Below are 23,306 nucleotides of genomic sequence, written 5' to 3' on the forward strand. Positions count from 1 at the left end.
TATCCTTTTTTGTGTTTAACAAGTCCTATGTTGTCTACTAATTCTGGGGCGGTTCATTTGGAAGGAAATGGTATAGTGAGCATTTAATAAAACCACTTCGTTGGAAGGATCAAACAAAATTTTATAATTTTTTCCAAAAAGGGCAAACTACCGAAAACCGTTGTTTGAACGGACTTTACCGCTGAATGAAAAGAGAGGGGGATTGGATTGATCCAAAAGGTGATTCATTCTACACATATTTATATTCTGCTCATCATGTCCACCGGATTTATCGTCCATGTCTTGCTGCTTCCTATGATATTAACCGCATCCAATCGGGACTCATGGCTCTCTGTAATCGGCAGCGTTGCTCCTTTAATCCTTTGGACGGTCATGATTTATTATCTCAATAAAAAGTTTGAGCAAAAAAATATGTTCTCTTTGTTATTTTCATTGCCTTCCTTCATTTCCTATTCGATTCGTATTTTGTTGGGTCTTTATTTTTTTCTTACTGCATTTATCACGTTCAAGTATACAGGTTTTTGGGCTAAATTAAATTACACGGCTGACATACCTGATTTTTTGGCTGTCGTTACCTTTGCATCTCTTTGCTATTATGCGTCACTGAAAGGAATTAGAACCATCGGCTCGTTAGCGATTTTCTTTTTGCCTTTTGTTGTGATGTTAGGGTTTTTAGTGGGAATTGGAAATATAAAATATAAGGATTACAGCATGCTGTTCCCCGTTTTTGAGCGTGGATATAAAGATTTCTTTTTAGGAATCATGTATGCATGCTCCAGTTCATTTGAAATCATTTACTTTCTGTTCATCACACCCTTTATAAAAGACCGGATCAAAATCAAGCCGCTGATGATTGTTAGCATCGTCATCTTCTTCCTAGCGTTAGGGCCTTTGATGGGAGGAATCGCTGTATTTGGTGCGGAGGAGGCAGAAAAGATGAAGGTTCCTGCCTATGAACAATGGAAAATGCTAACAATTGGTATCAATATCGAACGCGTGGATTTTTTGTCAATCTTTCAATGGCGCTCTGGAGCATTCATACGGATCAGTTTAAGTATGTTTATCGTAGACCAACTATTGAATCGCGACCAAAAAAAGAGCTGGATTCTTCCCTTGCTTTATACGCTGCTCATGATCAGTGTGTTAATTCCATGGGATTTCAGTTCCTTTTTTTCCATCTTATATTCCGTTTATTTTCCTGCAAGCTTGCTCTTTCTGCTTTTTATATTTGGGCTGATGTTCTTTCTTAGTCGAATTAAGGGGGAATCTCCGTGAAAAGAAATAACCTGACCGTATTCAAATGGAAAGAGTGGTTTAAAGATTCTTCTGATATTGTCGTGCAAACCAAATCCTATCAAAGCAGTACCCATTGTCTCGCCTTTTTGTATTGCCCAAATTTAGTGGACACAAAGGTAATAAACGAAACCATTCTCCCTAACATCAATGAAGCGATGGAAAAAGAGCGAACACTGAGAATTGAACACTTACACTTTCTATTGGGAGTCACCAAGCTTTCAGATGATGCTAATATCAAGTATGAAATAGAGCAAAGGCTTTTTTCTGGAGAATTAGTCATTTTGAATGAGGAAACAAACGATGTATTTTTTATTCCCGTCTCTAATGCACCTAAGAGGAGCCCGGAAGAAACCAATTTGGAATCTTCGGTTCGGGGGCCAAGAGACGGCTTTGTAGAAAATATATCCGATAATATGGCGCTGATCCGTCAACGATTGAAAACATCTACCTTAAAAAGCGTGGATTATACGATTGGAGAAAGAAGCAAAACGAAAATTTCACTGCTTTATATAGAGGATATCATTAATCCCTCTATTTTGGATGACGTGCAAAGTCGAATAAAATCTTATACGATTGATATCTTAAGCAGCAGCAACCAATTGGAAGAAATGCTCTATGACCGCCTCTTTTCCATTTTTCCCTTAATGGACTACTCCGGCAGACCCGATTATATTGTGGACTCCTTGAATCAAGGGAGATTTGCCATTTTGGTGGACGGAAGTCCTAGTTGTTTGATTGGTCCGACAGCTCTTACCCAATTAGCGATTTCGCCTGAAGATGTGCACAACAGTTTTTTTTACACTAGTTTCGTTCGTTTACTAAGGTTATCGGCTATAATCACGACCGTTTTATTGCCGGGCTTTTACATTGCCTTAATCACACATCAAACCGAGCAGATTCCTTATAACCTGCTTGCTACCATCGCTGTGTCAAGAACAGGGCTTCCTTTATCAGGATCTATTGAAGCGTTTATCATGCTAACCTTGTTTGAACTGTTTAAAGAAGCTGGGCTCAGGCTGCCAAAAGCTGTAGGGCAAACCGTGGCCGTTTTAGGCGGCTTGATCATTGGAGATGCGGCAATCCGAGCCGGGTTAACGTCTCCAAACATGCTGGTGGTGATCTCGATTACCGTCATTTCAGGGTATACATTGATCAACCAAAACTTATCGGGTAATTTGCTTGTTCTTCGCTATTTCGTTCTTACCCTGTCATCCATGTTCGGGATGTATGGATTTTTTCTTTCCTTTTTTTTCATTATCACCCTTGTTATTTCGCTTGAAAGTTTCGGGCAGCCCTATGTATCCGTATTTGCATTTCCAAATATGTCTAACATCCCAAAAATGTTTATCAAATTACCCTATAAGCTATTAAAAAAACGCAATTCTATTTTTCAACCAAAGGACACTACCAGACAGAAGGAGTAGTTTTCCATGAGGAACCTGATTTCTTTCATCATCATAACGAGCCTTATGTTTCTTTTGACAGGTTGTTTTGGGGCAAAAGAAATCGAAGGCGAGACTTATATTACCGCTATGGGAATGGACTATAAAGAGGGAGCATTTAAACTCTATTTTCAGGGTCTAAATTTTGGGAATATCGCTAAACAAGAAGGAGGTCCTTTAGAACAACAGCCTATTTTAATCGGGGAGGCGAAAGGAGAAAGTCTCGCGGCAGCACTTGGCGAATTGGAACAACTTACTGCATTGCCATTAAATTATGGACATATTAAAACCATCATACTTAGCGACAGTATCTTGAAAGAAAAAATAGAGGTTGTGATGGATCTTATTAGTCGGTCTCCATTTTTGAGGTACAACATCTTCATTTTTGGTACAGGAGAGAATCTAAAATCGTTAATGGAAACGCAAAGCTTTTTTAATTATCCACAATTGTATACGGTCATCCATAGACCAGAAGAGGTCATCCATTATGATTATTCACTCCCGATCATTAAATACCATCAATTTACTTCCCGTTATTACAGATCGGTTGGAACGACTTTAATCCCGTCGTTAAACATCGATAATAACCATTTTACGGAAGGAGAGAAAAAATCAATCGCCCATATCAATGGAGAATATGTGTTTTCCAAGCAGCACTTTAAAGGTTGGTTGAGCAAAAAAGAGTTTAGTGGACTCCGTTGGCTCACAGGACAAAACCAAGATGTCTTTATCCGGCCTGGGAACGAAAACCTATCAGTACGAGTGAGAAACCTTAAAACAAAAATCTTGGTTTCAAAAGAAAAGAACCCTTCATATAAGATTGTGGTCAAAGGGAAGGGAATTATGACTCAAAATAGCAAAAATAAAACACTAAAAGAAGTGGAAAAGGAGATCAATAAAATAATAAAAAACGAAATTTTATCGACTGTAAAAAAAGGTGACCAGCTGAATACAGATGTCTTGAACATTAGTGAGAAATCGTATAAATATTATTTGAACCATTGGAGTATCGACACAATCAGAAAATTTAACGCTCATTCGGTAAAACAGATACAGGTCAAGATCAAATTGGAACCGGGGAATTACAAATATGGAAATGCAAAAAAAGACGCGGCATAATGCTGTGTCTTTTGTGCTTACAATATATCACTTTTGAAAAGAAAGGGTAGGCAATCATCAAAGTTTTTTAAAATATTTTCACTATTACAATATTTGAAATATTTACAACGTTTGTTATATGTGATAACTTATAAATATAAAGTGTAACAAAAATCACACTGATAACAAAAATAACGTTACATGTTTTTCCTGCAATGAGATTTTTTGTAAGCGTTTAAAAGGATTGAATCAAACAAAGGGGATGAAGTAATGATTATTCATGACGTTGAAACGTATTCACAAGAGGAAATGAAAGCGCTACAGTTGAAGCGGTTAAAGGAAACGATAAAAAGAGTGACGGCTAAAGTACCTTTTTATCAAGAAAAGTTTAATGAACTTAATATAACAGCAGAGGACATACAAACTGTAGAAGACGTTAGGAAACTGCCATTTACAAAAAAAGAAGCTTTACGTGACAATTACCCTTTCAACTTATTTGCGGCTGACATGAAAGACATCATTCGCATTCATGCTTCTTCTGGTACAAGCGGAAAGCCAACGGTAGTGGGCTATACAAAGAACGATATTGATAATTGGGCAGATATGGTTGCCCGCGCCATTGCAATAGCGGGTGGAGAACCAGATGGAGTATTTCAAAACGCGTACGGATATGGATTATTTACAGGTGGATTAGGAATTCATTATGGAGCAGAAAGACTTGGCATGGCGACAGTTCCGATATCCGGGGGGAATACAGACCGCCAAATTACTGTCATTGAAGACTTTAAGCCAACTGTAATTGCTGGAACACCTTCCTATATTCTGAAAGTTGCAGAAGAAATGGAATATTTAGGGAAAGATCCAAAAAACAGCTCTTTAAAATTTGGTATCTTTGGGGCAGAGCCATGGTCGGAAGAAATGCGTAGAGTTTTAGAAGAAAAGTTTGGGATTAAAGCCTGTGATATTTATGGGTTGAGTGAAGTAATGGGACCGGGAGTAGCGATGGAATGTCATGAATCGCAAGATGGATTACATATTGCCGAGGATCATTTTATTGTGGAAGTCATCAATCCCGATACTCTTGAACCTGTAACCGATGGTGAAGAAGGCGAATTGGTTTTCACTAGCTTAACGAAAGAGGCATTTCCAGTTATACGCTATCGTACAGGAGATATCGCTTCTATTACGAGGGAAAAATGCAAATGCGGCAGAACAACCACAAGAATGTCACGTGTGAAGGGCCGTATCGATGATATGCTCATTATCCGTGGAGTAAATGTCTTTCCGTCTGAGATTGAACATTTTTTAATCCAAATTGAGGATCTCGCACCGCATTATCAGGTCCGCCTCCGTCGGGAAGGAACGTTGGATGTGGTGGAATTACATGTGGAAGTTACTGAAGAGGTTTACCAACAAGTGGATAACGACATCAAGCATGAACGTATTCAACTTGTTATGAAAAAAGTACAGCATTCGATGAAGAATAACTGTTTGGTGAGCATGAAGGTAAAAGTGCTTGCTCCAAGAAGTATTCCTAGATCTGAAGGCAAAGCAGTCCGCATTGTGGATGAGCGGAAAGTTGCTGTTACTGTATAAAATATTAAATTTTTTAAAAAATTGTTTGATTTTTAATATAACCATAATTTATAATATCGTTATAGAAGTGTTATACGAAAGGGAGGGAATAGACGATGTCTAATCTCACAGAAACATTAACTGAGGCGGAAAAGTTAGAACAATTTATGAAGCGCATTGAAGCGGGGGAGAAGATCGAAGTAGACGATTGGATGCCTGAAGAATATAGAACCGCACTTATTAAATTAATTTCTATGCATGGAATGAGCGAAATTATGGGAGCGCTACCGGAAAAAGAATGGGTTCCGAAAGCACCTTCTCTTCGTCGGAAACTCGGCATTATGGCAAAAGTTCAGGATGAAATGGGACACGGCCAATTATTGCTGCGTGTAGCAGAAGACCTCTTAAAGCCTTACGGAAAATCAAGAGGCGACTTAATGGAAGACTTGTTTCAAGGAAAGCTTAAGTTTCACAATGTGTTTCATATGCCAGCACCAACTTGGGGAGATGCAGGATTAATCGGCTGGCTTGTAGACGGAGCGGCAATTATCACTCAAACGGATATGCTAGGCGCTTCCTACGGTCCTTATTCAAGAGCACTTCATCGCATTTGTGCAGAAGAAGTGTTCCATGCTCAGCATGGAGAATCTATCATCATTGCACTGGCAGAAGGAACAGAAGAGCAAAAAGCGATGATTCAAGAGGCACTAAACCGTTGGTGGGAGGCTTTGCTCATATTCTTTGGACCTGCCAGCAGCACGACGATGGGCAGCTCGAAACAAGATGTGACCATTAAATATAAAATTCGTACAAAAAACAATGAAGAACTACGTCAAGCCTTTTTTACGAAATATATTCCGCGAATTTTATCATTAGGTTTAACGATTCCGGACCCAACACTCCATTATGATGAGGAAAAGCAACAGTGGGTATATGAACAGCCTAATTGGGATGAATTAAAGAAAATCAGCAAAAACCAAGGTCCGCGATCTCAAGCTCGCCTGAACCTTCGCCGAAAATCCTACGAAAGTAACGCTTGGGTACGAGATGCATTAAGTGCAGCGATTCGCTGAGAAGCAGAAGGGAGTAGATGGAAAAATGGAAAATAACAAGAACACATTTTATCAAGAGTATGAAGTGTTTAGTAAACGTACACCTAGCTCTGCGTTCCAGCATCAATTCAGCTTGCTCGCTCCAAACGCAGAAATGGCTTTGATTATGGCTCAAGAAAATTTTATGCGCCGTGAACCGGTTGCTGACATCTGGGTGGTTAATAGATCAGACATTCGAGCGTTAGCGCCTGAAGAAAAGCAAATATTAACTCGTTTAGATAATAAAGATTACCGTACAACTAAAGGATACGGATATTTAAAGAAAAAATGGCGTCATTACGAACAGCAAATGCTTGATGAAAAAGAGATCTTGTCGTGGGCAGGGGGAAAAGGCAAATGAGTGAAGCAGCAAAAACATTAAGCCCAGAATATAAAGAGGCATTGGTAGAATTATTATTTCAGCTGGCAGATGATGATTTCTTTTTTGCTTACCGTGGTTCTGAATGGCTTGGATTAGCTCCGCATATTGAAGAGGATGTGGCATCTTCCTCCATCAGCCAAGACAGCATGGGGCATGCGGCAATGTTCTATACTCTGTTGGAAGAATTAGGATTAGGGAAAGCAGATGATTTAGCGCATGCCCGTCCTGCACTTGAAAGAAAGAATAGTATTTTAGTAGAACGCTTAAACGGCCCGGGTCATTATATGGAAGATCCACAATATGATTGGGCTTACGCAGTAGTAAGAAACTGTTTCTACACACTAGCGAAGAAAGTGAAAATAGACTCGCTGAAACAAAGCACATACGGTCCGCTGGCAGAAGTAGCCGTGAAAGTAAATATGGAACTTTACTATCACTTGCTTCATTGGAAAACTTGGTTTGTTCAGCTTTTAAGTACAACAGAAGAAGCGAAAGAGCGAATGATCCAGGCAATGGACAAAGTTATGAGTGACTTTGATGATGTATTTTCATTAGGAAGTCATGCTGAACAAATAGAGCAGTTTGGCTTAATTGAAGAAGAAAGCGTTTTAAAAGAAAAATGGACTGTTGCTCTTGCTAATATAATTGAATCGCTAGATTTAGAAATTCCTAGAAAAGTAAATCCTCAAAGCCAAAATGGACGCAACGGAGAACACACAAAAGAATTAGAGGATGCGTTAACAACACTAGGTGAAGTATACAACCTCGATCCTGTTGCGCCTTGGTAATCAATCAGAAAAGAGGTGTAAATAATGATAGCACCCTTGCAGATAACACAGGAAGACGTGTTAAGCATATTGGAAAATGTAAAAGATCCCGAGATTGATACAGTAAGTATAATTGATTTAGGAATGGTGGAAGAAGTTTCCATCCGAAACAGTGATATATCGATTAAAATATTGCCGACCTTTTTAGGCTGCCCGGCTTTAGAGTTTATTAAAAACAATATTGTTTCTGCGGTGAAAGGGCTTCCGGCTGTTGAAGAAGTTTCGGTGGAGTTTGTTCAATCCCCGCCATGGACATCAGACCGTATCACGGAAAAAGGACAACAGGGGCTAAAGGCGTTCGGAATAGCCCCTCCTCCAAAACAGATGGAGGAAGACGGCTCCTGGCATGTAGACTGTCCGTACTGTGGATCTACTTATGTAACATTGGAAAATATCTTTGGCCCAACCGCATGTAGAAGCATTTTGTATTGCAAAAGCTGCAAAAACCCATTTGAGGCAATGAAGCCGATTTCAAATTTAATGTAAAGCGAGGATACAACCATGGTGAAAATGATTGCATTATATAAACATCCTGAAAACAAAGAAGCATTTGACAAGCATTACTTTAATGTTCACGGTCCTATTACAGAGAAGATTCCCGGCCTTCGTAAAATGGATGTAACCAAAATCACCGGCTCTCCTATGGGGGGAGAAGGAGAGTATTACTTAATGTGTGAAATGTACTACGACGATTATGAAGCCCTTAAGCAAGGCATGCGTTCTGTAGAGGGCAAGGCTTCTGGGAAAGATTTAATGGGCTTTGCTGGAGAACTTGTAACATTAATGATAGGTGAAGAAGTGAAATGATTAGTTTCCAATTTATCGAAACTTCCATCATAGACGGGGTAGGATTAATTGAACTAAACCGCCCTAAGCAATACAATGCATTAAACCGCAGAATGGTAAGAGAAATTGTCGAAGCGATGGAATCATTTGATCAGCAGGATGAAGTGGTCACGATATTAATTACCGGAAAAGGACGTGCTTTTTCAGCCGGTGCTGATATTGATGAAATGGCAAATGAAGATTCAATTCGTTTAGAGCTGTTAAATCAGTTTGCGGATTGGGATCGTTTAGGTCTTATCAAAAAACCGATAATTGGCGCGGTGAAAGGATTTGTGTTGGGTGGGGGTTTTGAGCTAGCGCTTTGCTGCGACCTGTTAATTGCAGCAAGCGGTACTGAATTTTCATTTCCAGAAGTCAATATTGGTGTAATGCCAGGAGCTGGAGGCACCCAGCGTTTAACGAAGCTTGTTGGAAGAACAAAAGCACTGGAATGGCTTTTGACCGGGGATAGAATTTCGGTAGAACAAGCGCAGGAGCACGGAATCGTTAATCGGATTGTGGCTGAAGAACTATTGATGGAAGAAGCAATGAAGTTTGCCAATAAGCTAGCAAAACAACCTCCTTTATCATTGCGACTTATTAAAGATTCGGTAAATAAAGCGGTGGACCATTCCTTATACGAAGGGATGCAGTATGAACGAAAGAATTTTTACTTATTGTTCTCTTCACAAGATCAAAAAGAAGGAATGCAGGCTTTCATAGAAAGAAGAAAACCGCACTTCAATGGAAGATAAGGAGGCGGAAGAGATATGTTTGAAACGATTCGCTACAATGTGCAAGATGGCGTAGCTTGGCTGCGATTGAATAGACCGGATAAGCTGAATGCTTTTATCGCTCAAATGAATCGCGAAATAAAAGAGGCGGTAAGAGAAGCATCCTTAGATGAAACCGTGCGATGTATTGTCATAACTGGTGAAGGGCGTGCGTTTTGCTCCGGACAAGACTTAGCAGAAGTTAATGAAGAAATGGACCATGGCCAAGTTCTCAGAGATCATTACGGCCCGATGGTGAAACAAATTGTGAAATGTGAGAAGCCAATTATTGCTGCCGTAAACGGTGTAGCAGCAGGGGCTGGATTTAGTTTAGCACTTGCTTGCGATTTTAGAATAGCTTCAGAAAAAGCAAGCTTCCTTAATGCCTTCATCCATGTCGGATTAATTCCAGATTCAGGTAATATTTATTTCCTTTCTAAATTAATCGGAAGCGCGAAAGCGGCAGAGCTGTCTATCTTGGGAGAAAAGGTTAGTGCTGAGAAGGCTTTTGACCTCGGGCTAGTGACAAAAGTGATTCCGATGGATACTTGGGAACAAGAAGTCGAGGAGTTTGCTGTGAAACTTGCACAAATGCCAACGAAAGCAATCGGCTTAATCAAACGTTATTTAACCTTGGCTAACAACCTTTCTTTTGACTCTTTTTTAGAGAAAGAAGCGGAAGGTCAACGTATTGCAGGATTAACACAAGATTCTCGTGAAGGTGTTAACGCATTTTTAGAAAAACGCAAACCTGTGTTTACAGGAAAATAATAGGAGTGGGATAATATGACAACAGTTCAAGAAATCAAAACAGAAAAACCTACTATGAAACGTGAATTCTACCATTTAATCATCAATGGCGAAAAGGTAGAAAGCAGCAACGGCGCTACGTTTAAAACATATAATCCTGCTACTGGCGAAGTCATTGCGGAAGTAGCAAAAGCGACAAAAGAAGATACAGAAAAAGCCATTCAAGCCGCTCGCAATGCCTTTGATTTTGGGAAATGGAAAAAATCACCGGTTAATAAACGTTCTCGTGTGTTAAATAAAATAGCTTCGATCATGCGTTCAAGATTTAATGAATTAGTAGAGTTAGAGATTTTAGATACAGGCAAATCCCTGCATGCCGCACAAGGTCAAGTGATGCAGGCAATTGAAGACTTCGAATTTTATGCAGGTGCCATCGTAGGACATGGCGGTACAGTGAACCCTCTGCCAGGACAATTCCACAACTATACTGAAAAAGAACCTGTGGGTGTTTGCGCGCAGATCATTCCTTGGAATTACCCATTAATGATGGCTGCATGGAAGATTGCTCCTGCCATCGCTGTCGGATGTTCAGTTGTTGTAAAGCCGGCTAGTTTAACACCGCTTACAGCTATTATTCTTGGAGAAATTTGTTTTGAGGCGGGAGTACCTGAAGGAGTCGTGAATATCGTTCCAGGTTCAGGTGCAGAAGTTGGAAACTACTTAGTGGAGCATCAACAAGTGGATAAAGTAGCCTTCACTGGTTCTACACCAATCGGTAAAGATATCATGGCAAGAGCGTCACAAACGTTAAAGCGTGTTACGTTAGAGCTAGGCGGTAAATCCCCTAATATCGTATTTGACGATGCTGATATCGATGCAGCGGTAGACGGTTCTTTATACGGTATTTTCTACAATACAGGTCAGTCTTGTGAAGCCCGCTCACGTTTATACGTACACGAAGACATTTATGACGAATTTGTAAGTAAATTTGTTGAAAAGACAAAGAAATTGAAATTAGGAAATCCATTTGACAAAGAAACACATGTTGGTGCGATTATTGATCAAGGCCAATGGGATGTAGTAGATGGTTATGTGAAATCTGCCATTGAAGAAGGGGCAGAGATTTTGGCCGGCGGTAAAGGGGCAAAAGTCGAAGGCTTTGAAAATGGATTCTGGTACGAGCCAACTGTTATTGCGAATGTTAATCATGACATGAAAGTAGTTAAGGAAGAAATTTTTGGGCCAGTTGTCGTGATCATGAAATTTAAAGATGAAAAAGAAGCCATCAAATTAGCTAATGATACGGAATTTGGGCTAGGTTCAGCTGTTTGGTCGAAAGACGGAGCACGTGCTACTCGTGTAGCAAATCAAATTCAAGCTGGTATCGTAATGGTGAACTGTCCGTTCTCAGCCATGCCTGGAACACCATTTGGCGGTTATAAACAATCCGGTTTTGGCCGTGAGCTATGCATTGAGACGCTTGATCTATATACGGAAACAAAAAGCATTATTTCGTACTATGGCAGCCGTCCGTTAAATCCATTTGGTGTGTAATTCTATGATGAGTACGGATAAAGCTCCTAATGAGTTTTATTCGTACTCATTTGCATAATAGTGTGTTGAATAAGGAGGACAACCATGATTAATAACATTGTAGTAGTAGGTTCGGGTGTAATGGGAAGAGGAATTGCCTATGTAGGAGCAGTCGGCGGATACTCGGTTACATTAGTGGATGTGAATGAAGCGGCATTAGAAAATGCCAAAAAAGAATTGAACAGCATTTTTGAAAAAGGATTATCCCGCGGGAAAATATCTGCTGAAACGGTAGAATTGTCCAAGAAAAATCTTTACTATGCTACTAATTTACAAGAAGCGGCCAGTGAAGCGGATTTAGTGATTGAGGCGGTTCCTGAGAAAGCTGAAATCAAAAAAGCGGTATTTGAAACCATTGAAAAATATGCACCAGCTCATTGTTTCTTTGCGACGAACACTTCAACAATGAGTCCTACGGAAATTGCTTCATACGGAAACCGTACGGAAAAAACAATAGCGATGCACTTCTTTAATCCGGTTCATAAAATGCCGCTTGTAGAAATTATTCGCGGCTTGGAAACAAGTGATGAAACAGCACAAGTGATTAAAGAAGTGGCGGAAAAGATGGGAAAAGAGACAGTTGTCATTAATGAGTTCCCTGGATTTGTCACAAGCCGCATTAGCGCCTTGGTCGGTAATGAAGCTTTTTACATGCTTCAAGAAGGGTTGGGTACACCTGAGGAGATTGATAAAGCCATTAAACTGGGATTAAACTACCCAATGGGTCCTTTTGAACTTGTAGACTTGGTAGGGTTAGATGCCCGATTAAATAATTTAAAGTATTTGCATGAGAAGCTTGGTGAAAAATATCGTCCGGCTCCGTTATTAGAGCAATATGTGAAGGCAGGACGTTTAGGTCGAAAATCAGGCAAGGGAGTATATGATTATACTACCAAAGAAAAAGAGGCGGTTAAAAAATGAGAGAAGTTGTAATCGTAGATGCTGTACGAACACCAATTGGCAGATATAACGGAGCATTAAAAAGTGTACGTCCAGATGACTTAGGTGCGGTTGTCATCAAGGCGCTTGTAGAACGCAATCCAGCTCTTCCAGCTGATGAAATTGAAGAAGTAATCTTTGGAAACGCAAACCAGGCAGGGGAAGATAATCGTAACGTAGCAAGAATGTCGGCTTTACTGGCAGGTCTCCCTGTTAGCGTTGCGGGTACAACAGTGAACCGTTTGTGCGGTTCTGGATTAGATGCTGTCATGTATGCAGCGAGAGCGATTGCGATTGGAGAAGGGGACATTTACATTGCCGGCGGAACGGAAAGTATGACACGTGCGCCTTTCGTTATGGCAAAGCCTGATAAAGAATTCCCTCGCGGTGGTATGGAGCTTCAGGACACAACGATTGGCTGGCGCTTCACAAACAAAAAGTTAGAAGAAATGTACGGCGTAGACACAATGCCGAAAACAGCTGAAAATGTAGCTCAGCGCTTTCATGTTTCGCGGAGTGATCAGGATCAGTTCGCTATTGAGAGTCAGCAGCGAGCGAAAAAAGCGATGGAAGAAAATCGTTTTGCAGAAGAGATTGTCCCTGTCGTTTATAAAGATCGAAAAGGAAATGAAATTGTCGTCGATACGGATGAGCATCCTCGTCCAGATACAACGTTAGATAAACTCGGAAAATTAAAGCCTCTCTTTGAAGGAGGAACGGTTACGGCGGGTAATGCTTCAGGTGTCAATGACGGAGCTTCAGCGTTATTAATCATGAGTGCTGATAAGGCGAAGGAATTAGGATTTAAGCCTTTAGTGAAGTATGTAGTAGGAGCGACAGCAGGATTAGAGCCGGCTATCATGGGATTAGGACCGATTTTTGCTACAAGAAAAGCGCTGCAGCGTTCTAATCTAACGGTAGAGGATCTCGGTTTAATTGAATTGAATGAGGCATTTGCTTCTCAATCTTTGGAATGCATCCGTCAATTGGAACTGGATACAAATAAAGTGAATGTAAACGGAGGGGCGATTGCGTTTGGCCATCCGCTTGGGGCAAGCGGAGCCCGTATCTTAACAACCCTTATATACGAAATGAAGAAACGTGATGAAAAATACGGCCTTGCGACGATGTGTGTTGGTGTTGGGCAAGGAATAGCAGCGATCGTAGAGAATGTAACAGAATAACGGGAGGGCCCTTATTTGACGACATGCCAAGTAAGGGTTTTTTTACAAATAAAAAGAGGTGTAGAAAATGTCTAATGTTTTGTATAGAATAGAAGATAGTATAGGGTATGTAACAATAAATCGTCCTGACGTATTAAATTGTTTTGATTATGAGACATTAAAGCAATTACAAGAAGTGGTAGATTCTATTGAGCTAGATCCTGAAGTGAGAGTAGTCATTTTCACTGGAGCAGGTGAGAAGGCCTTCAGTGCAGGTGCTGATTTAAAAGAGCGTAAAACTTTAACCGATGTTCAAGTAAGAAGAAACGTAAAAGCAATTCGGGATGTATTCAACAGCATCGCATCTCTTCCACAGCCAACGATTGCGGCGGTAAATGGGTATGCGTTTGGCGGCGGGTTTGAATTAATGTTGGCCTGTGATTTTTCATTTGCAGTAGAGGAAGCGAAACTGGGACTTACAGAGACGAGCTGGGCGATCATTCCCGGAGCTGGAGGTACACAGCGTTTACCGAGGTTAATTGGCGAGGCAAAAGCGAAAGAGCTGATTTTTACCGCGCGAAAAATCTCTGCTTCAGATGCTTATGGATGGGGAATACTGACGAGAGTTGTAAAGCGGGATGAACTAATGAAGTCCTGTGAAGAGTTTGCAGCAGAAATGCTGAAAAATGGTCCAATTGCTTTAAAGCAGGCGAAATATGCAATTAATCAAGGGATGAATGCAGATTTGCAAACTGGATTGGCAATTGAGTCGAAAGCCTATGAAATAACAATTCCAACCGAAGATCGATTCGAGGCTTTGCAAGCTTTTAGCGAGCGGAGAACGGCTAATTTCACTGGAAAATAAAAGTTGCGATACTCAGCATTGGACAATAATAGATTCTCTAGTCTCCACTTCTTTAATAATCAAACAGATCCAGGCGGTGCAAACAGAAAGAGGGAGATAAATGAGTACTGCTAATACGCAGTCCATGATTTTTACGATTTATGGCGATTACTTACGCCATTATGGAAATAAGATTTGGATTGGAAGTTTAATACGCTTATTAAAAGAATTTGGACATAATGAACAGGCTGTTCGGGTCGCTGTTTCGCGTATGTTGAAACTAGGGTGGATTCAGTCAGAGAAAAAAGGGAATAAAAGTTATTATTTTCTAACTTCTCGAGGTGATAACCGCATGGAAGAAGCCGCGGGAAGAATTTTCAAGCAGAATCCTCATGAATGGGATGGAAAGTGGAGAATCCTTATGTATACCATTCCGGAAGAAAAAAGACAAATTCGGGATGAACTCAGAAAAGAATTACTTTGGAGTGGCTTTGGAAGTTTTGCCAATGGCTGCTGGATATCTCCCAATGCCTTAGATAAGGAAGTTGAGCTCTTAATCGACAAATATGATATTAGGCCATACGTTGATTTCTTTTTATCAGAATATAAGGGGCCGAAGGAAAGCCAATCGCTTGTAGAGAGAAGCTGGCCTTTATCTGAGATTGAAGAAAAGTATGAGCAATTTATCTCGGATTACAGCAGGAAATACATTGTGCATCAAAGTATCATGCAAAGAGGCGAGATGACCGATGCGGAATGTTTTGTTGAGAGAACGAATCTTGTTCACGAGTATCGGAAATTTTTATTCACTGATCCAGGTTTGCCGAAGGAGCTTTTACCTGCGCGCTGGAGCGGTAACCATGCGGCGTTGTTGTTTAGTCAATATTATAAATTATTAGCTGAGCCGGCTAACCGCTTCTTTGAAGAGGTTTTCCAGGAAGATAATGATTTAAGGCGTAAAGATCAATCATATGATGCTTCTGACCATCATTTAATAAGCGATCAAATAAAAAACTCCTAGAGGGAAGCGTTCCTCTAGGAATTTTTTTGGTGCTTTCTTTTTTTGAAAAAAATGCATATTATGGCCCTTTATGTATGAATATGATTGTGTTTAGGTTGATTCTATTATAACATTATTTATAAGGGGAGTGGTAAAAGTGAAATATATAACGGAACAATTGCATATTAAATACCCTATCATTCAAGGGGGCATGGGGAACATCAGCAATGCGCCTCTTACGGCGGCTGTTTCAGAAGCGGGAGGATTAGGAACAATTGGAAGCGGTACCATGGCGCCAGACGAAGTAGAAAACATTATTCTAGAAACGAAGAAGAGAACAAATAAGCCATTCGCTTTAAATATTGCGATTACTGTTACACCTTATATAAAGGAACTAGTAGAGTTAGTTATAAAACATCAGATTCCAGTTGTATCATTATCTGCTGGGAATCCTGCTCCTGTTATTCCGGTTCTTCATGATCATGGAGTAAAAGTCATTGCTGTTGTCGCTTCTGTAAAGCATGCGCAAAAAGCAGAAGCGGCCGGAGCGGATATCTTAGTAGCGGAAGGATTTGAAGCAGCTGGAATTAACTCCAATCTTGAACTGACAACCTTCACACTTATTCCGCAAATTGCTCAATCTGTGGGCATTCCCGTACTTGCTGCTGGGGGAATAGGAGATGGAAAAGGCCTAGCGGCGGCGTTGATGCTAGGTGCCAGCGGTGTCCAAATCGGTACACGGCTGATTGCTACAAAAGAGGCTCCTTTTCATAACACGTATAAACAAAATTTGGTTCACGCAAGTGACACCGACACAGTCATTGTAGGGCGTTCTGTGGGGCGTGTAAGAAGAATGTTAAAAACCCCATATGCACACAAATTGCGTAATATAGAAGAGCAAGGGATGACTTTAGAACAATATAATGAGATGACGTCCGAAAAACAGCATGTAACGGGAGCGATAGCAGGAGACTTAGAAAATGGATTTATTAATAGCGGACAGGTAGCAGGATTGATTTCTGGCATCCCTAGCGTGAAAGAGCTGTTGGACGGCATGATGGAAGAAGCCAGCAGGCAAATTAATAGAGTAGCTATGGACATAATTCGTTAAAATAAAAAAATATACCTTTAAAGCGCCCAAAGGAAGTTTCCTTTGGGCTTATTGGCGTGCAAGTCTTGCCACAATAGCTCAATTCCTCCTATCTGATATTGAAATAACGGGCAGCAAGAATCTCGCAGATGAAAGGTTATTTAATATAAAACTAGAGAAAAACTAATTCTGTTCAGAAATGTCTGAATTTTATTTACAAATGTTCAATCCTATGGTATTTTAATCAAGTAAAGTATAACAGATATTAAACCGTCGTTTATAATTTGTTTGTTGTTAAATAAACGTTGCGTTTTTTAATCTTCAGGAGTGTGATAGATAGAAAAATTGCTATTTACTATTTAATTTAAGGGCTTTGGTAGAAGATTTTGATTTGGGGAATTTAAATACATAACGAATGTTTGTGGAGATTATTTACATTTGTTATAAAAGGGGGAACATGTATGGGAGTGCAATTTCAAGAACAGAAACTACACACGCAGATAGGACAAAAGGCTTCTTACACATCACTGATCCAAACGAGTGATTTTCAAACGCTGGTAAAGAAAAAGAAATCATTTATTTTGCCAATGGCCGTCTTTTTCTGTTTATTCTATTTTGCCTTACCTATTTTAGCCGCTTATACGAAAATATTAAATTATCAGGCAATTGGTCATATCACTTGGGCATGGGTATATGCATTACTGCAATTTGTACTCGTATGGGTATGTGGTTTTGTCTACATTAAGAAATCTGAAAAATTTGATAATTCAGCGGCAGCTATCGTAGCGAAACATAAGGAGGAATTGTATTAATGAGTCTATTGGCATTATCCTTATTCCTGGGAATCATCGCTTTAACATTGGTCATCACCTATCTTTCATCTAAAAGAACAAAAAATGCCCGCGATTTTTACACAGCCGGAGGTGGATTGACGGCATGGCAAAACGGTCTGGCGGTAGCCGGGGATTTTATGTCTGCCGCTTCGTTCTTGGGAATTACAGGAGCTATCGCTTTAGTGGGGTTTGATGGATTTTACATGAGTATTGGAAATCTAGTTGCCTTTTTATTTTTGCTCTATCTGGTTGCTGAGCCACTTCGAAATCTAGGAAAGTACACAATGGCCGACATGATTACGGCACGCTTCAATTCCAAAAAAGTTCGAGGGGTAGCTGCAGTTAACACGCTGGTTATCTCGATCTTTTATATGATTGCTCAGCTTGTTGGGGCAGGCGGACTTATTAAGTTACTGCTTGGAATCGATTATGCGACATCCGTTTTGCTTGTCGGTATCCTGATGACGATTTACGTTATTTTTGGCGGAATGACCGCTACCAGCTGGGTGCAAATTACAAAAGCTATTTTATTGCTCATCGGATCATTTGTTATCACGTTTATTGTGTTTGCTAAATTTGACTTCAGTGTTATGAATATGTTTCAGCATGTCAAGTCCTCAACGCCATTGGGAGAAGCGTTCTTGAATCCAGGAAACAAATACAAAGATGGGTTGGATATGATTTCCTTTAATATGGCACTAGTCTTAGGGGCAGCAGGTTTACCGCATCTTCTTGTCCGTTTCTTTACCGTAAAAGATGCAGCGACGGCACGTAAATCAGTCGTTTATTCCACATGGTTCATTGGCGCGTTTTTTATTATGACCATCTTTTTAGGCTTTGGTGCAGCTGCATTTGTAGGCTTTGAAAATATTGTTGCTGCGAATCCTGCTGGAAACATGGCAGCACCTTTGTTGGCGCAAACGATGGGCGGAGATTTTTTATTTGCTTTTGTTTCTGCCGTTGCTTTTGCTACCATTCTTGCCGTCGTTTCCGGACTTGTGCTCACATCCGCATCTGCGTTTGCTCATGATATTTATGGAGAAATCATTAAAGGCGGAAAAGTAACAGAGAAGCAGCAAGTATTTGTAGCACGTATGGCTTCTATCGGAGTAGCTGTTGTTTCTATTTTACTTGCATTGTCTGCCCAAAAATTAAATGTCGCTTTCTTGTCTGTACTGGCTCTTGGTATTGCTGCTAGTGCAAATCTTCCTGTAATCTTATGCACAATTTACTGGAAGCGCTTTAATTCAATAGGGGCTATTACAGGAATGCTGATTGGATTAATCAGCTCGGTTGTCCTTGTGTTATTGAGCCCGAATGTATGGAGTCCAACGCCGGGAGCTGCCATTTTTACCGGGGATCCTATTTTCCCGATGCTAAATCCAACTATTTACACGGTGCCGCTAGGTTTCCTTGGAGCATATTTCGGAACAGTTCTGTCTAGGGAAAAATCGAATGCAGAAAGCTTTGCAGAGGTTATATATAAATCAAACACGGGGTATGGGATTAGTGCTGCGAAAGACCATTGATATATAGGTACTAGACTTTAAGTTTAAAATAAAGTAAAGGAAGGTGTTACCTTAATCGGTAGCACCTTCATTTTTGTTGTTGTTTTAAGAACGATTCCAGGATGAAATGAAACTGGACATTTAGTGGAGTAGTTTTTCCTTTTTTCTACCCATTGCACCTGGTTTACTTTTTTTCTTCATTAACATCATGTGGAGTGATGCAGCGAAATGAGACGGGTGATGATAAAACGATTGATGTATTTACATTTCCGTAAGGAGCCAGCCGGTCAATAAGCTTGCTTAGATGATCCATCCCTGTAACGGCAGCCTTAAGTAAATAGCTAACTGAGCCAGTTAATCGATGACATTCAATGATGTCAGGGTCATCGATAATCCGCTTCTCAAATTCTGTATAAGATAATAACTTGAGTTCACTTACCTGAATATAAACGATTACATCACGTCCAATGGCTTCGAGAGATACCCGGGCACTGAATCCTTCAATAATTTCCCTATCTTGTAGCCTTTTTAAACGCTCAGTAATGCTTGGACGACTAAGGGATAATTTCTTCGATAATTCACTTAAAGTAATCCGTCCGTCCATTTGAAGAAGTTCAAGCAGACGAATATCTAATTGGTCCATAGAAGTATTCCCCTTTTTAAAAATGAAGTTAAATATTGAAAAACTTATGCAAAATATAATGATTATCACCAAAACTTGTACATTTTGGTATGTTTTTCAATTATATTATAGATTATTATTAAATGGAAGCGTAATCATTCATATTTTTAAACAAATAAAAAGATAAACGATATCCACTGCTAAGCATCTATTTAATTAAATGTAATCGCTGCCAAAGCGAAAAGCAGGCAGCTAGAGATGGTCATTCGAGAAGAAGAGTCAAGCAAGTCGTCGAAAATGAAGGTTCTTCATCATTAACACAGGAAAAGACGTTGTTTTTTCTCTTTTTTTTAAATGATTTTCTACTATAATCACAGTGCTAATGGAGGTAATTTAAATGAACGTGTTAGAACATTCTGTACAAAAAACTGAATCAGTTATTGAAAAAATGCATGAGCATGAGCAAATTGTTTTTTGTAACGACCCGACAACAGGATTGAAAGCGATTATCGCCATCCATAATACAACACTCGGACCTGCATTGGGGGGCTGCCGAATGCGCCCATATCGTACAATGGATGAGGCCTTGGAAGATGTACTGCGTTTATCTAAAGGGATGACATATAAATGCGCTGCTGCCGATGTCGATTTCGGTGGAGGAAAAGCGGTAATCTTCGGTGATCCTGCAACGGATAAAACACCGGCTATGTTTAGAGCTTTCGGCCAGTTTGTTGATTCTTTAAACGGACGTTTTTACACCGGAACAGATATGGGTACTTCAATGGATGACTTTATCCATGCCTCAAAAGAGACAAATTGCATCGTAGGAATTCCTGAAGCATACGGAGGCGGCGGTGATTCATCCATTCCGACTGCGCTTGGAGTCATTTACGGTATCAAAGCAACGAATAAAGTCGTTTTTGGTTCAGATGATCTTTCCGGAAAGACCTACACTATCCAAGGTCTTGGAAAAGTAGGGTTCAAAGTTGCCGAACAATTGCTTGAATCCGGCGCTGATTTATACGTAAGTGATATTAATGAAGAAGTCATAAAAGCCATTCAAGACCGTGCAAAACAATTAGGAAGCATTGCTCGTGTAGTAAGTGGAAATGATGTGTATTCTGCAGAAGCAGATGTATTTGTTCCATGTGCTTTTGGTGGAATTATTAACGATGAAACGATCGAACGGTTAAAAGTAAAAGCAGTAACTGGTTCGGCAAACAATCAGCTTCATACTGAGAAACACGGAGAAGTACTGAAACAAAAAGGAATTTTATATGCTCCAGATTACATTGTAAATGCTGGAGGTCTAATTCAAGTAGCAGATGAACAATATGGCTACAATAAAGAGCGTGTATTATCGAAAACAAAATCCATTTACACATCGTTATTGGAAGTTTACAGACAGGCAGAGTTGGATGATATCACGACCATCCAAGCCGCAAACCGACTATGTGAAAAACGAATAGAAGACCGAAAAAAGCATAATAGCTTTTTCACTCATACGAAACGTCCTAAATGGGATATTCGTAAATAATAATTTCTGTTTATGAGGTGATGACATGTTAACGGAATTTCCAATATTTCAAATTGTTGATGAATACGGCCAACTAATACATGAGGATTACAAAGATAAAGTAACTGAAGATCTTGTTAAAAAATTCTACTATAATATGGTTCGCATTCGTACCTTTGATCGAAAAGCCATAAGTTTGCAACGTCAAGGTAGACTTGGAACGTATGCTCCGTTTGAGGGTCAGGAAGCTTCTCAAGTTGGAAGTGCACTGGCGCTTGAAAAAGATGACTGGGTATTCCCTACTTATCGTGACCATGGTGCCACGTTAACGTTTGGAGCCGGTATGGCCCGTACATATTTATATTGGAATGGACGTGTGGAGGGATGCGTGCCTGAAGAAGGGAAAAAGATTTTCCCACCTGCCGTTCCTATTGCAACACAAATCCCGCATGCAGCAGGGGCTGCTATGGCGGAAAAAAGAAAAGGAACGAAAAATGCAGCGATTGCCTATTTTGGAGACGGTGCCACTTCAGAAGGTGATTTCCATGAAGGATTGAATTTTGCCAGTGTGTTTAAAGCTCCAGTTATCTTCTTTAATCAAAATAACGGCTTTGCGATTTCAGTGCCGATTAAAAAACAAATGAATTCAAAAACGATTGCCCAAAAAGCACTCGCTTATGATATGCCGGGTGTCCGTGTCGATGGAAATGATATTTTTGCTGTGTATTTCCAAACGATGGAAGGACTTGACCGTGCCCGTCAAGGTGAAGGCCCAACTTTAATTGAAGCTATGACATGGAGATATGGTGCTCATACAACGGCAGATGATCCAACGAAATATCGCGATCAGTCCGAGAGTGACATCATTCGAGAAAATCGAGATCCTATTCTTCGTGTAGAACGCTATATGAAAGCAAATAGCTTCTGGGATGAAGATTGGGTGATGAAGATCAAAGAAGAAATCGCAACCGAAGTCGAACTGGCGGTAAAAGATATGGAAAGCTATCCAAAACCAAATATTAATGACTTATTCGATAATGTATTTGAAAAGCCGACTTGGACAATTGCAAAACAAAAAGAAGAATATTTTCAATTGATCGGGAGGGAAGCTTGATGATTTTAAGTGTAGACAGACCGGCAGATATCCAAACTGAAAAAACTAACGAACTTACACTCGTTCAAGCCGTAACAGATGGGTTGCGCACGATGTTAAAAGAGGATGAGCAAGTCATTTTGCTTGGTGAAGATATCGGTAAAAACGGTGGTGTATTCCGTGCTACCGAGGGGTTGCAAAAAGAATTTGGGGAAGAACGCGTTATTGATACGCCGCTGAGCGAAGCAGGGATTATCGGAAGCTCTATCGGAATGGCTGTCAATGGATTCAAACCCGTAGCAGAGATGCAGTTTTTTGGCTTTATTTATCCGGCATATGAGCAGATCATGACACATGTATCACGAATTCGTATGCGTACGATGGGAAGCTATACCGTTCCAATGGTCATCCGAGCTCCATACGGTGCCGGCATCCGTGCTCCGGAGGTTCATTCAGACAGTGTGGAAGCGTTGTTTACACATATGCCCGGAATAAAAGTGGTTTGCCCTTCATCTGCATACGATGCAAAGGGTCTGATCATTGCAGCTATCGAAGATCCGGATCCCGTTTTATTTTTAGAGTCCATGAGAATCTACCGTTCTAACCGTGAAGAGGTTCCAGAAGGAAAGTATATAGTTGAAATTGGAAAAGGGAAAAGGCTCAAAGAAGGAAATGACGTTTCTGTTTTTGCATGGGGTGCGATGGTACCAGTAGCCATGAAAGCAGCGGAACAGGCCGAAAAATATGGCATTACCTGTGATGTCATTGATTTAAGGACCCTTTATCCACTTGATAAGGACATTATTGCAGAATCTGTTCAAAAAACCGGCCGTGCGGTGATTGTTCATGAAGCCCATGCTACAGGCGGAGTGGGTAATGATATTGTTTCCATTATAAATGATACATCATTTTTGCATATGAAATCTCCGATTGAGCGCGTGACAGGTTTTGATGTACCAGTACCATTATTTGCGCTCGAAGAACATTATTTACCTACACCAAAGCGGGTATTTAACGCAATCGAAAAAGTTATGCATTTTTAGGAG

23 protein-coding genes are annotated in these 23,306 nt (G+C 40.2%); 22 read left to right on the forward strand and 1 reads right to left on the reverse strand.

Translation table 11 applies throughout. The features are described 5' to 3' along the window. Nucleotides 1-207 precede the first annotated feature (207 nt). From ACE198_RS10625 to ACE198_RS10715, 19 genes are all read left to right on the forward strand, one after another. Complete coding sequence (locus ACE198_RS10625) at nucleotides 208-1,275, forward strand: endospore germination permease (protein WP_375375537.1); 1,068 nt, start codon at nucleotides 208-210, stop codon at nucleotides 1,273-1,275. Further along, entirely contained in the window at nucleotides 1,272-2,720 is a 1,449-nt protein-coding gene (locus tag ACE198_RS10630; RefSeq protein WP_375375538.1) for a spore germination protein, read from the forward strand. The genes ACE198_RS10625 and ACE198_RS10630 overlap by 4 nt, the downstream gene beginning before the upstream one ends. A gap of 6 nt (nucleotides 2,721-2,726) precedes the next feature. Next, complete coding sequence (locus tag ACE198_RS10635; protein WP_375375539.1) at nucleotides 2,727-3,857, forward strand: Ger(x)C family spore germination protein; 1,131 nt, start codon at nucleotides 2,727-2,729, stop codon at nucleotides 3,855-3,857. Between the two features lie 249 nt (nucleotides 3,858-4,106). Next, nucleotides 4,107-5,432, forward strand: a complete 1,326-nt coding sequence (locus tag ACE198_RS10640) for a phenylacetate--CoA ligase family protein (protein ID WP_375375540.1) — start codon at nucleotides 4,107-4,109, stop codon at nucleotides 5,430-5,432. Nucleotides 5,433-5,527: 95 nt separating this feature from the next. Then, on the forward strand, nucleotides 5,528-6,484 hold the full coding sequence (gene paaA / locus ACE198_RS10645) for a 1,2-phenylacetyl-CoA epoxidase subunit PaaA (RefSeq protein ID WP_375375541.1): 957 nt from the start codon (nucleotides 5,528-5,530) through the stop codon (nucleotides 6,482-6,484). Between the two features lie 25 nt (nucleotides 6,485-6,509). Beyond that, complete coding sequence (gene paaB, locus ACE198_RS10650; RefSeq protein ID WP_375375542.1) at nucleotides 6,510-6,863, forward strand: 1,2-phenylacetyl-CoA epoxidase subunit PaaB; 354 nt, start codon at nucleotides 6,510-6,512, stop codon at nucleotides 6,861-6,863. Beyond that, nucleotides 6,860-7,672 carry a 1,2-phenylacetyl-CoA epoxidase subunit PaaC gene (gene paaC / locus ACE198_RS10655; RefSeq protein WP_375375543.1) on the forward strand — a complete coding sequence of 271 codons (813 nt, stop codon included), beginning with the start codon at nucleotides 6,860-6,862 and terminating at the stop codon, nucleotides 7,670-7,672. The genes paaB and paaC overlap by 4 nt, the downstream gene beginning before the upstream one ends. Nucleotides 7,673-7,696: 24 nt before the next feature. Then, the gene (gene paaD, locus ACE198_RS10660; RefSeq protein WP_375375544.1) at nucleotides 7,697-8,197 is read left to right on the forward strand and encodes a 1,2-phenylacetyl-CoA epoxidase subunit PaaD; all 501 of its coding nucleotides are present in this window, start codon (nucleotides 7,697-7,699) and stop codon (nucleotides 8,195-8,197) included. Between the two features lie 15 nt (nucleotides 8,198-8,212). Then, the gene (locus ACE198_RS10665; RefSeq protein ID WP_375375545.1) at nucleotides 8,213-8,518 is read left to right on the forward strand and encodes an EthD family reductase; all 306 of its coding nucleotides are present in this window, start codon (nucleotides 8,213-8,215) and stop codon (nucleotides 8,516-8,518) included. Continuing rightward, nucleotides 8,515-9,291 (forward strand): enoyl-CoA hydratase/isomerase family protein, encoded by a 777-nt coding sequence (locus ACE198_RS10670; RefSeq protein WP_375375546.1) that lies wholly within the window; start codon nucleotides 8,515-8,517, stop codon nucleotides 9,289-9,291. The genes ACE198_RS10665 and ACE198_RS10670 overlap by 4 nt, the downstream gene beginning before the upstream one ends. Before the next feature lie 15 nt (nucleotides 9,292-9,306). Beyond that, on the forward strand, nucleotides 9,307-10,080 hold the full coding sequence (locus tag ACE198_RS10675; protein ID WP_098571814.1) for an enoyl-CoA hydratase-related protein: 774 nt from the start codon (nucleotides 9,307-9,309) through the stop codon (nucleotides 10,078-10,080). 15 nt (nucleotides 10,081-10,095) lie between these two features. Then, nucleotides 10,096-11,613, forward strand: coding sequence for an aldehyde dehydrogenase family protein (locus ACE198_RS10680; protein WP_375375547.1), 1,518 nt, complete (start codon nucleotides 10,096-10,098; stop codon nucleotides 11,611-11,613). Between the two features lie 84 nt (nucleotides 11,614-11,697). Next, entirely contained in the window at nucleotides 11,698-12,573 is an 876-nt protein-coding gene (locus tag ACE198_RS10685) for a 3-hydroxyacyl-CoA dehydrogenase (protein ID WP_375375548.1), read from the forward strand. Further along, a complete protein-coding gene (locus ACE198_RS10690; protein ID WP_375375549.1) occupies nucleotides 12,570-13,775 on the forward strand; it encodes an acetyl-CoA C-acyltransferase in 1,206 nt (401 codons plus the stop codon). Before ACE198_RS10685 ends, ACE198_RS10690 begins: the two co-directional genes overlap by 4 nt. 67 nt (nucleotides 13,776-13,842) lie before the next feature. Next, complete coding sequence (locus ACE198_RS10695; protein WP_375375550.1) at nucleotides 13,843-14,619, forward strand: enoyl-CoA hydratase-related protein; 777 nt, start codon at nucleotides 13,843-13,845, stop codon at nucleotides 14,617-14,619. A gap of 100 nt (nucleotides 14,620-14,719) precedes the next feature. Beyond that, nucleotides 14,720-15,619, forward strand: coding sequence for a phenylacetic acid degradation operon negative regulatory protein PaaX (gene paaX, locus ACE198_RS10700; RefSeq protein WP_375375551.1), 900 nt, complete (start codon nucleotides 14,720-14,722; stop codon nucleotides 15,617-15,619). A gap of 136 nt (nucleotides 15,620-15,755) precedes the next feature. After that, on the forward strand, nucleotides 15,756-16,709 hold the full coding sequence (locus tag ACE198_RS10705) for an NAD(P)H-dependent flavin oxidoreductase (RefSeq protein ID WP_375375552.1): 954 nt from the start codon (nucleotides 15,756-15,758) through the stop codon (nucleotides 16,707-16,709). 440 nt (nucleotides 16,710-17,149) lie between these two features. Further along, on the forward strand, nucleotides 17,150-17,500 hold the full coding sequence (locus ACE198_RS10710; protein ID WP_251458512.1) for a DUF485 domain-containing protein: 351 nt from the start codon (nucleotides 17,150-17,152) through the stop codon (nucleotides 17,498-17,500). Further along, nucleotides 17,500-19,050 (forward strand): solute symporter family protein, encoded by a 1,551-nt coding sequence (locus ACE198_RS10715; RefSeq protein ID WP_375375553.1) that lies wholly within the window; start codon nucleotides 17,500-17,502, stop codon nucleotides 19,048-19,050. The genes ACE198_RS10710 and ACE198_RS10715 overlap by 1 nt, the downstream gene beginning before the upstream one ends. Nucleotides 19,051-19,213: 163 nt before the next feature. On the opposite strand, the gene ACE198_RS10720 is transcribed toward ACE198_RS10715, so the two are convergent. Beyond that, the gene (locus ACE198_RS10720) at nucleotides 19,214-19,672 is read right to left on the reverse strand and encodes an Lrp/AsnC family transcriptional regulator (RefSeq protein WP_375375554.1); all 459 of its coding nucleotides are present in this window, start codon (nucleotides 19,670-19,672) and stop codon (nucleotides 19,214-19,216) included. A 376-nt stretch (nucleotides 19,673-20,048) separates the two neighbouring features. On the opposite strand from ACE198_RS10720, the gene ACE198_RS10725 reads away from it, so the two are divergent. Genes ACE198_RS10725 through ACE198_RS10735 form a run of 3 tightly spaced genes read left to right on the forward strand, consistent with a single transcriptional unit; the run spans nucleotide 20,049 to nucleotide 23,303 of the window. Continuing rightward, the gene (locus ACE198_RS10725) at nucleotides 20,049-21,188 is read left to right on the forward strand and encodes a Leu/Phe/Val dehydrogenase (protein WP_375375555.1); all 1,140 of its coding nucleotides are present in this window, start codon (nucleotides 20,049-20,051) and stop codon (nucleotides 21,186-21,188) included. Nucleotides 21,189-21,213: 25 nt separating this feature from the next. Continuing rightward, nucleotides 21,214-22,281: a pyruvate dehydrogenase (acetyl-transferring) E1 component subunit alpha gene (gene pdhA / locus ACE198_RS10730; RefSeq protein ID WP_375375556.1), complete on the forward strand. Its 1,068-nt coding sequence runs from the start codon at nucleotides 21,214-21,216 to the stop codon at nucleotides 22,279-22,281. After that, nucleotides 22,281-23,303 (forward strand): alpha-ketoacid dehydrogenase subunit beta, encoded by a 1,023-nt coding sequence (locus tag ACE198_RS10735; protein WP_375375557.1) that lies wholly within the window; start codon nucleotides 22,281-22,283, stop codon nucleotides 23,301-23,303. Before pdhA ends, ACE198_RS10735 begins: the two co-directional genes overlap by 1 nt. Nucleotides 23,304-23,306: the final 3 nt, after the last annotated feature.

This window comes from Neobacillus sp. KR4-4, assembly GCF_042136325.1.
Lineage (GTDB): Bacteria > Bacillota > Bacilli > Bacillales > Cytobacillaceae > Neobacillus.

Excerpts from the sequence above, each read along its gene's own strand:
- ACE198_RS10635 (WP_375375539.1), top strand. The coding sequence starts at position 2,727 with ATGAGGAACCTGATTTCTTTCATCATCATAACGAGCCTTATGTTTCTT.
- ACE198_RS10640 (WP_375375540.1), top strand. The coding sequence starts at position 4,107 with ATGATTATTCATGACGTTGAAACGTATTCACAAGAGGAAATGAAAGCG.
- paaA (WP_375375541.1), top strand. The coding sequence starts at position 5,528 with ATGTCTAATCTCACAGAAACATTAACTGAGGCGGAAAAGTTAGAACAA.
- paaB (WP_375375542.1), top strand. The coding sequence starts at position 6,510 with ATGGAAAATAACAAGAACACATTTTATCAAGAGTATGAAGTGTTTAGT.
- paaC (WP_375375543.1), top strand. The coding sequence starts at position 6,860 with ATGAGTGAAGCAGCAAAAACATTAAGCCCAGAATATAAAGAGGCATTG.
- paaD (WP_375375544.1), top strand. The coding sequence starts at position 7,697 with ATGATAGCACCCTTGCAGATAACACAGGAAGACGTGTTAAGCATATTG.
- ACE198_RS10665 (WP_375375545.1), top strand. The coding sequence starts at position 8,213 with ATGGTGAAAATGATTGCATTATATAAACATCCTGAAAACAAAGAAGCA.
- ACE198_RS10670 (WP_375375546.1), top strand. The coding sequence starts at position 8,515 with ATGATTAGTTTCCAATTTATCGAAACTTCCATCATAGACGGGGTAGGA.
- ACE198_RS10675 (WP_098571814.1), top strand. The coding sequence starts at position 9,307 with ATGTTTGAAACGATTCGCTACAATGTGCAAGATGGCGTAGCTTGGCTG.
- ACE198_RS10680 (WP_375375547.1), top strand. The coding sequence starts at position 10,096 with ATGACAACAGTTCAAGAAATCAAAACAGAAAAACCTACTATGAAACGT.
- ACE198_RS10685 (WP_375375548.1), top strand. The coding sequence starts at position 11,698 with ATGATTAATAACATTGTAGTAGTAGGTTCGGGTGTAATGGGAAGAGGA.
- ACE198_RS10690 (WP_375375549.1), top strand. The coding sequence starts at position 12,570 with ATGAGAGAAGTTGTAATCGTAGATGCTGTACGAACACCAATTGGCAGA.
- ACE198_RS10695 (WP_375375550.1), top strand. The coding sequence starts at position 13,843 with ATGTCTAATGTTTTGTATAGAATAGAAGATAGTATAGGGTATGTAACA.
- paaX (WP_375375551.1), top strand. The coding sequence starts at position 14,720 with ATGAGTACTGCTAATACGCAGTCCATGATTTTTACGATTTATGGCGAT.
- ACE198_RS10710 (WP_251458512.1), top strand. The coding sequence starts at position 17,150 with ATGGGAGTGCAATTTCAAGAACAGAAACTACACACGCAGATAGGACAA.
- ACE198_RS10715 (WP_375375553.1), top strand. The coding sequence starts at position 17,500 with ATGAGTCTATTGGCATTATCCTTATTCCTGGGAATCATCGCTTTAACA.
- ACE198_RS10720 (WP_375375554.1), bottom strand. The coding sequence starts at position 19,672 with ATGGACCAATTAGATATTCGTCTGCTTGAACTTCTTCAAATGGACGGA.
- ACE198_RS10725 (WP_375375555.1), top strand. The coding sequence starts at position 20,049 with ATGAACGTGTTAGAACATTCTGTACAAAAAACTGAATCAGTTATTGAA.
- pdhA (WP_375375556.1), top strand. The coding sequence starts at position 21,214 with ATGTTAACGGAATTTCCAATATTTCAAATTGTTGATGAATACGGCCAA.
- ACE198_RS10735 (WP_375375557.1), top strand. The coding sequence starts at position 22,281 with ATGATTTTAAGTGTAGACAGACCGGCAGATATCCAAACTGAAAAAACT.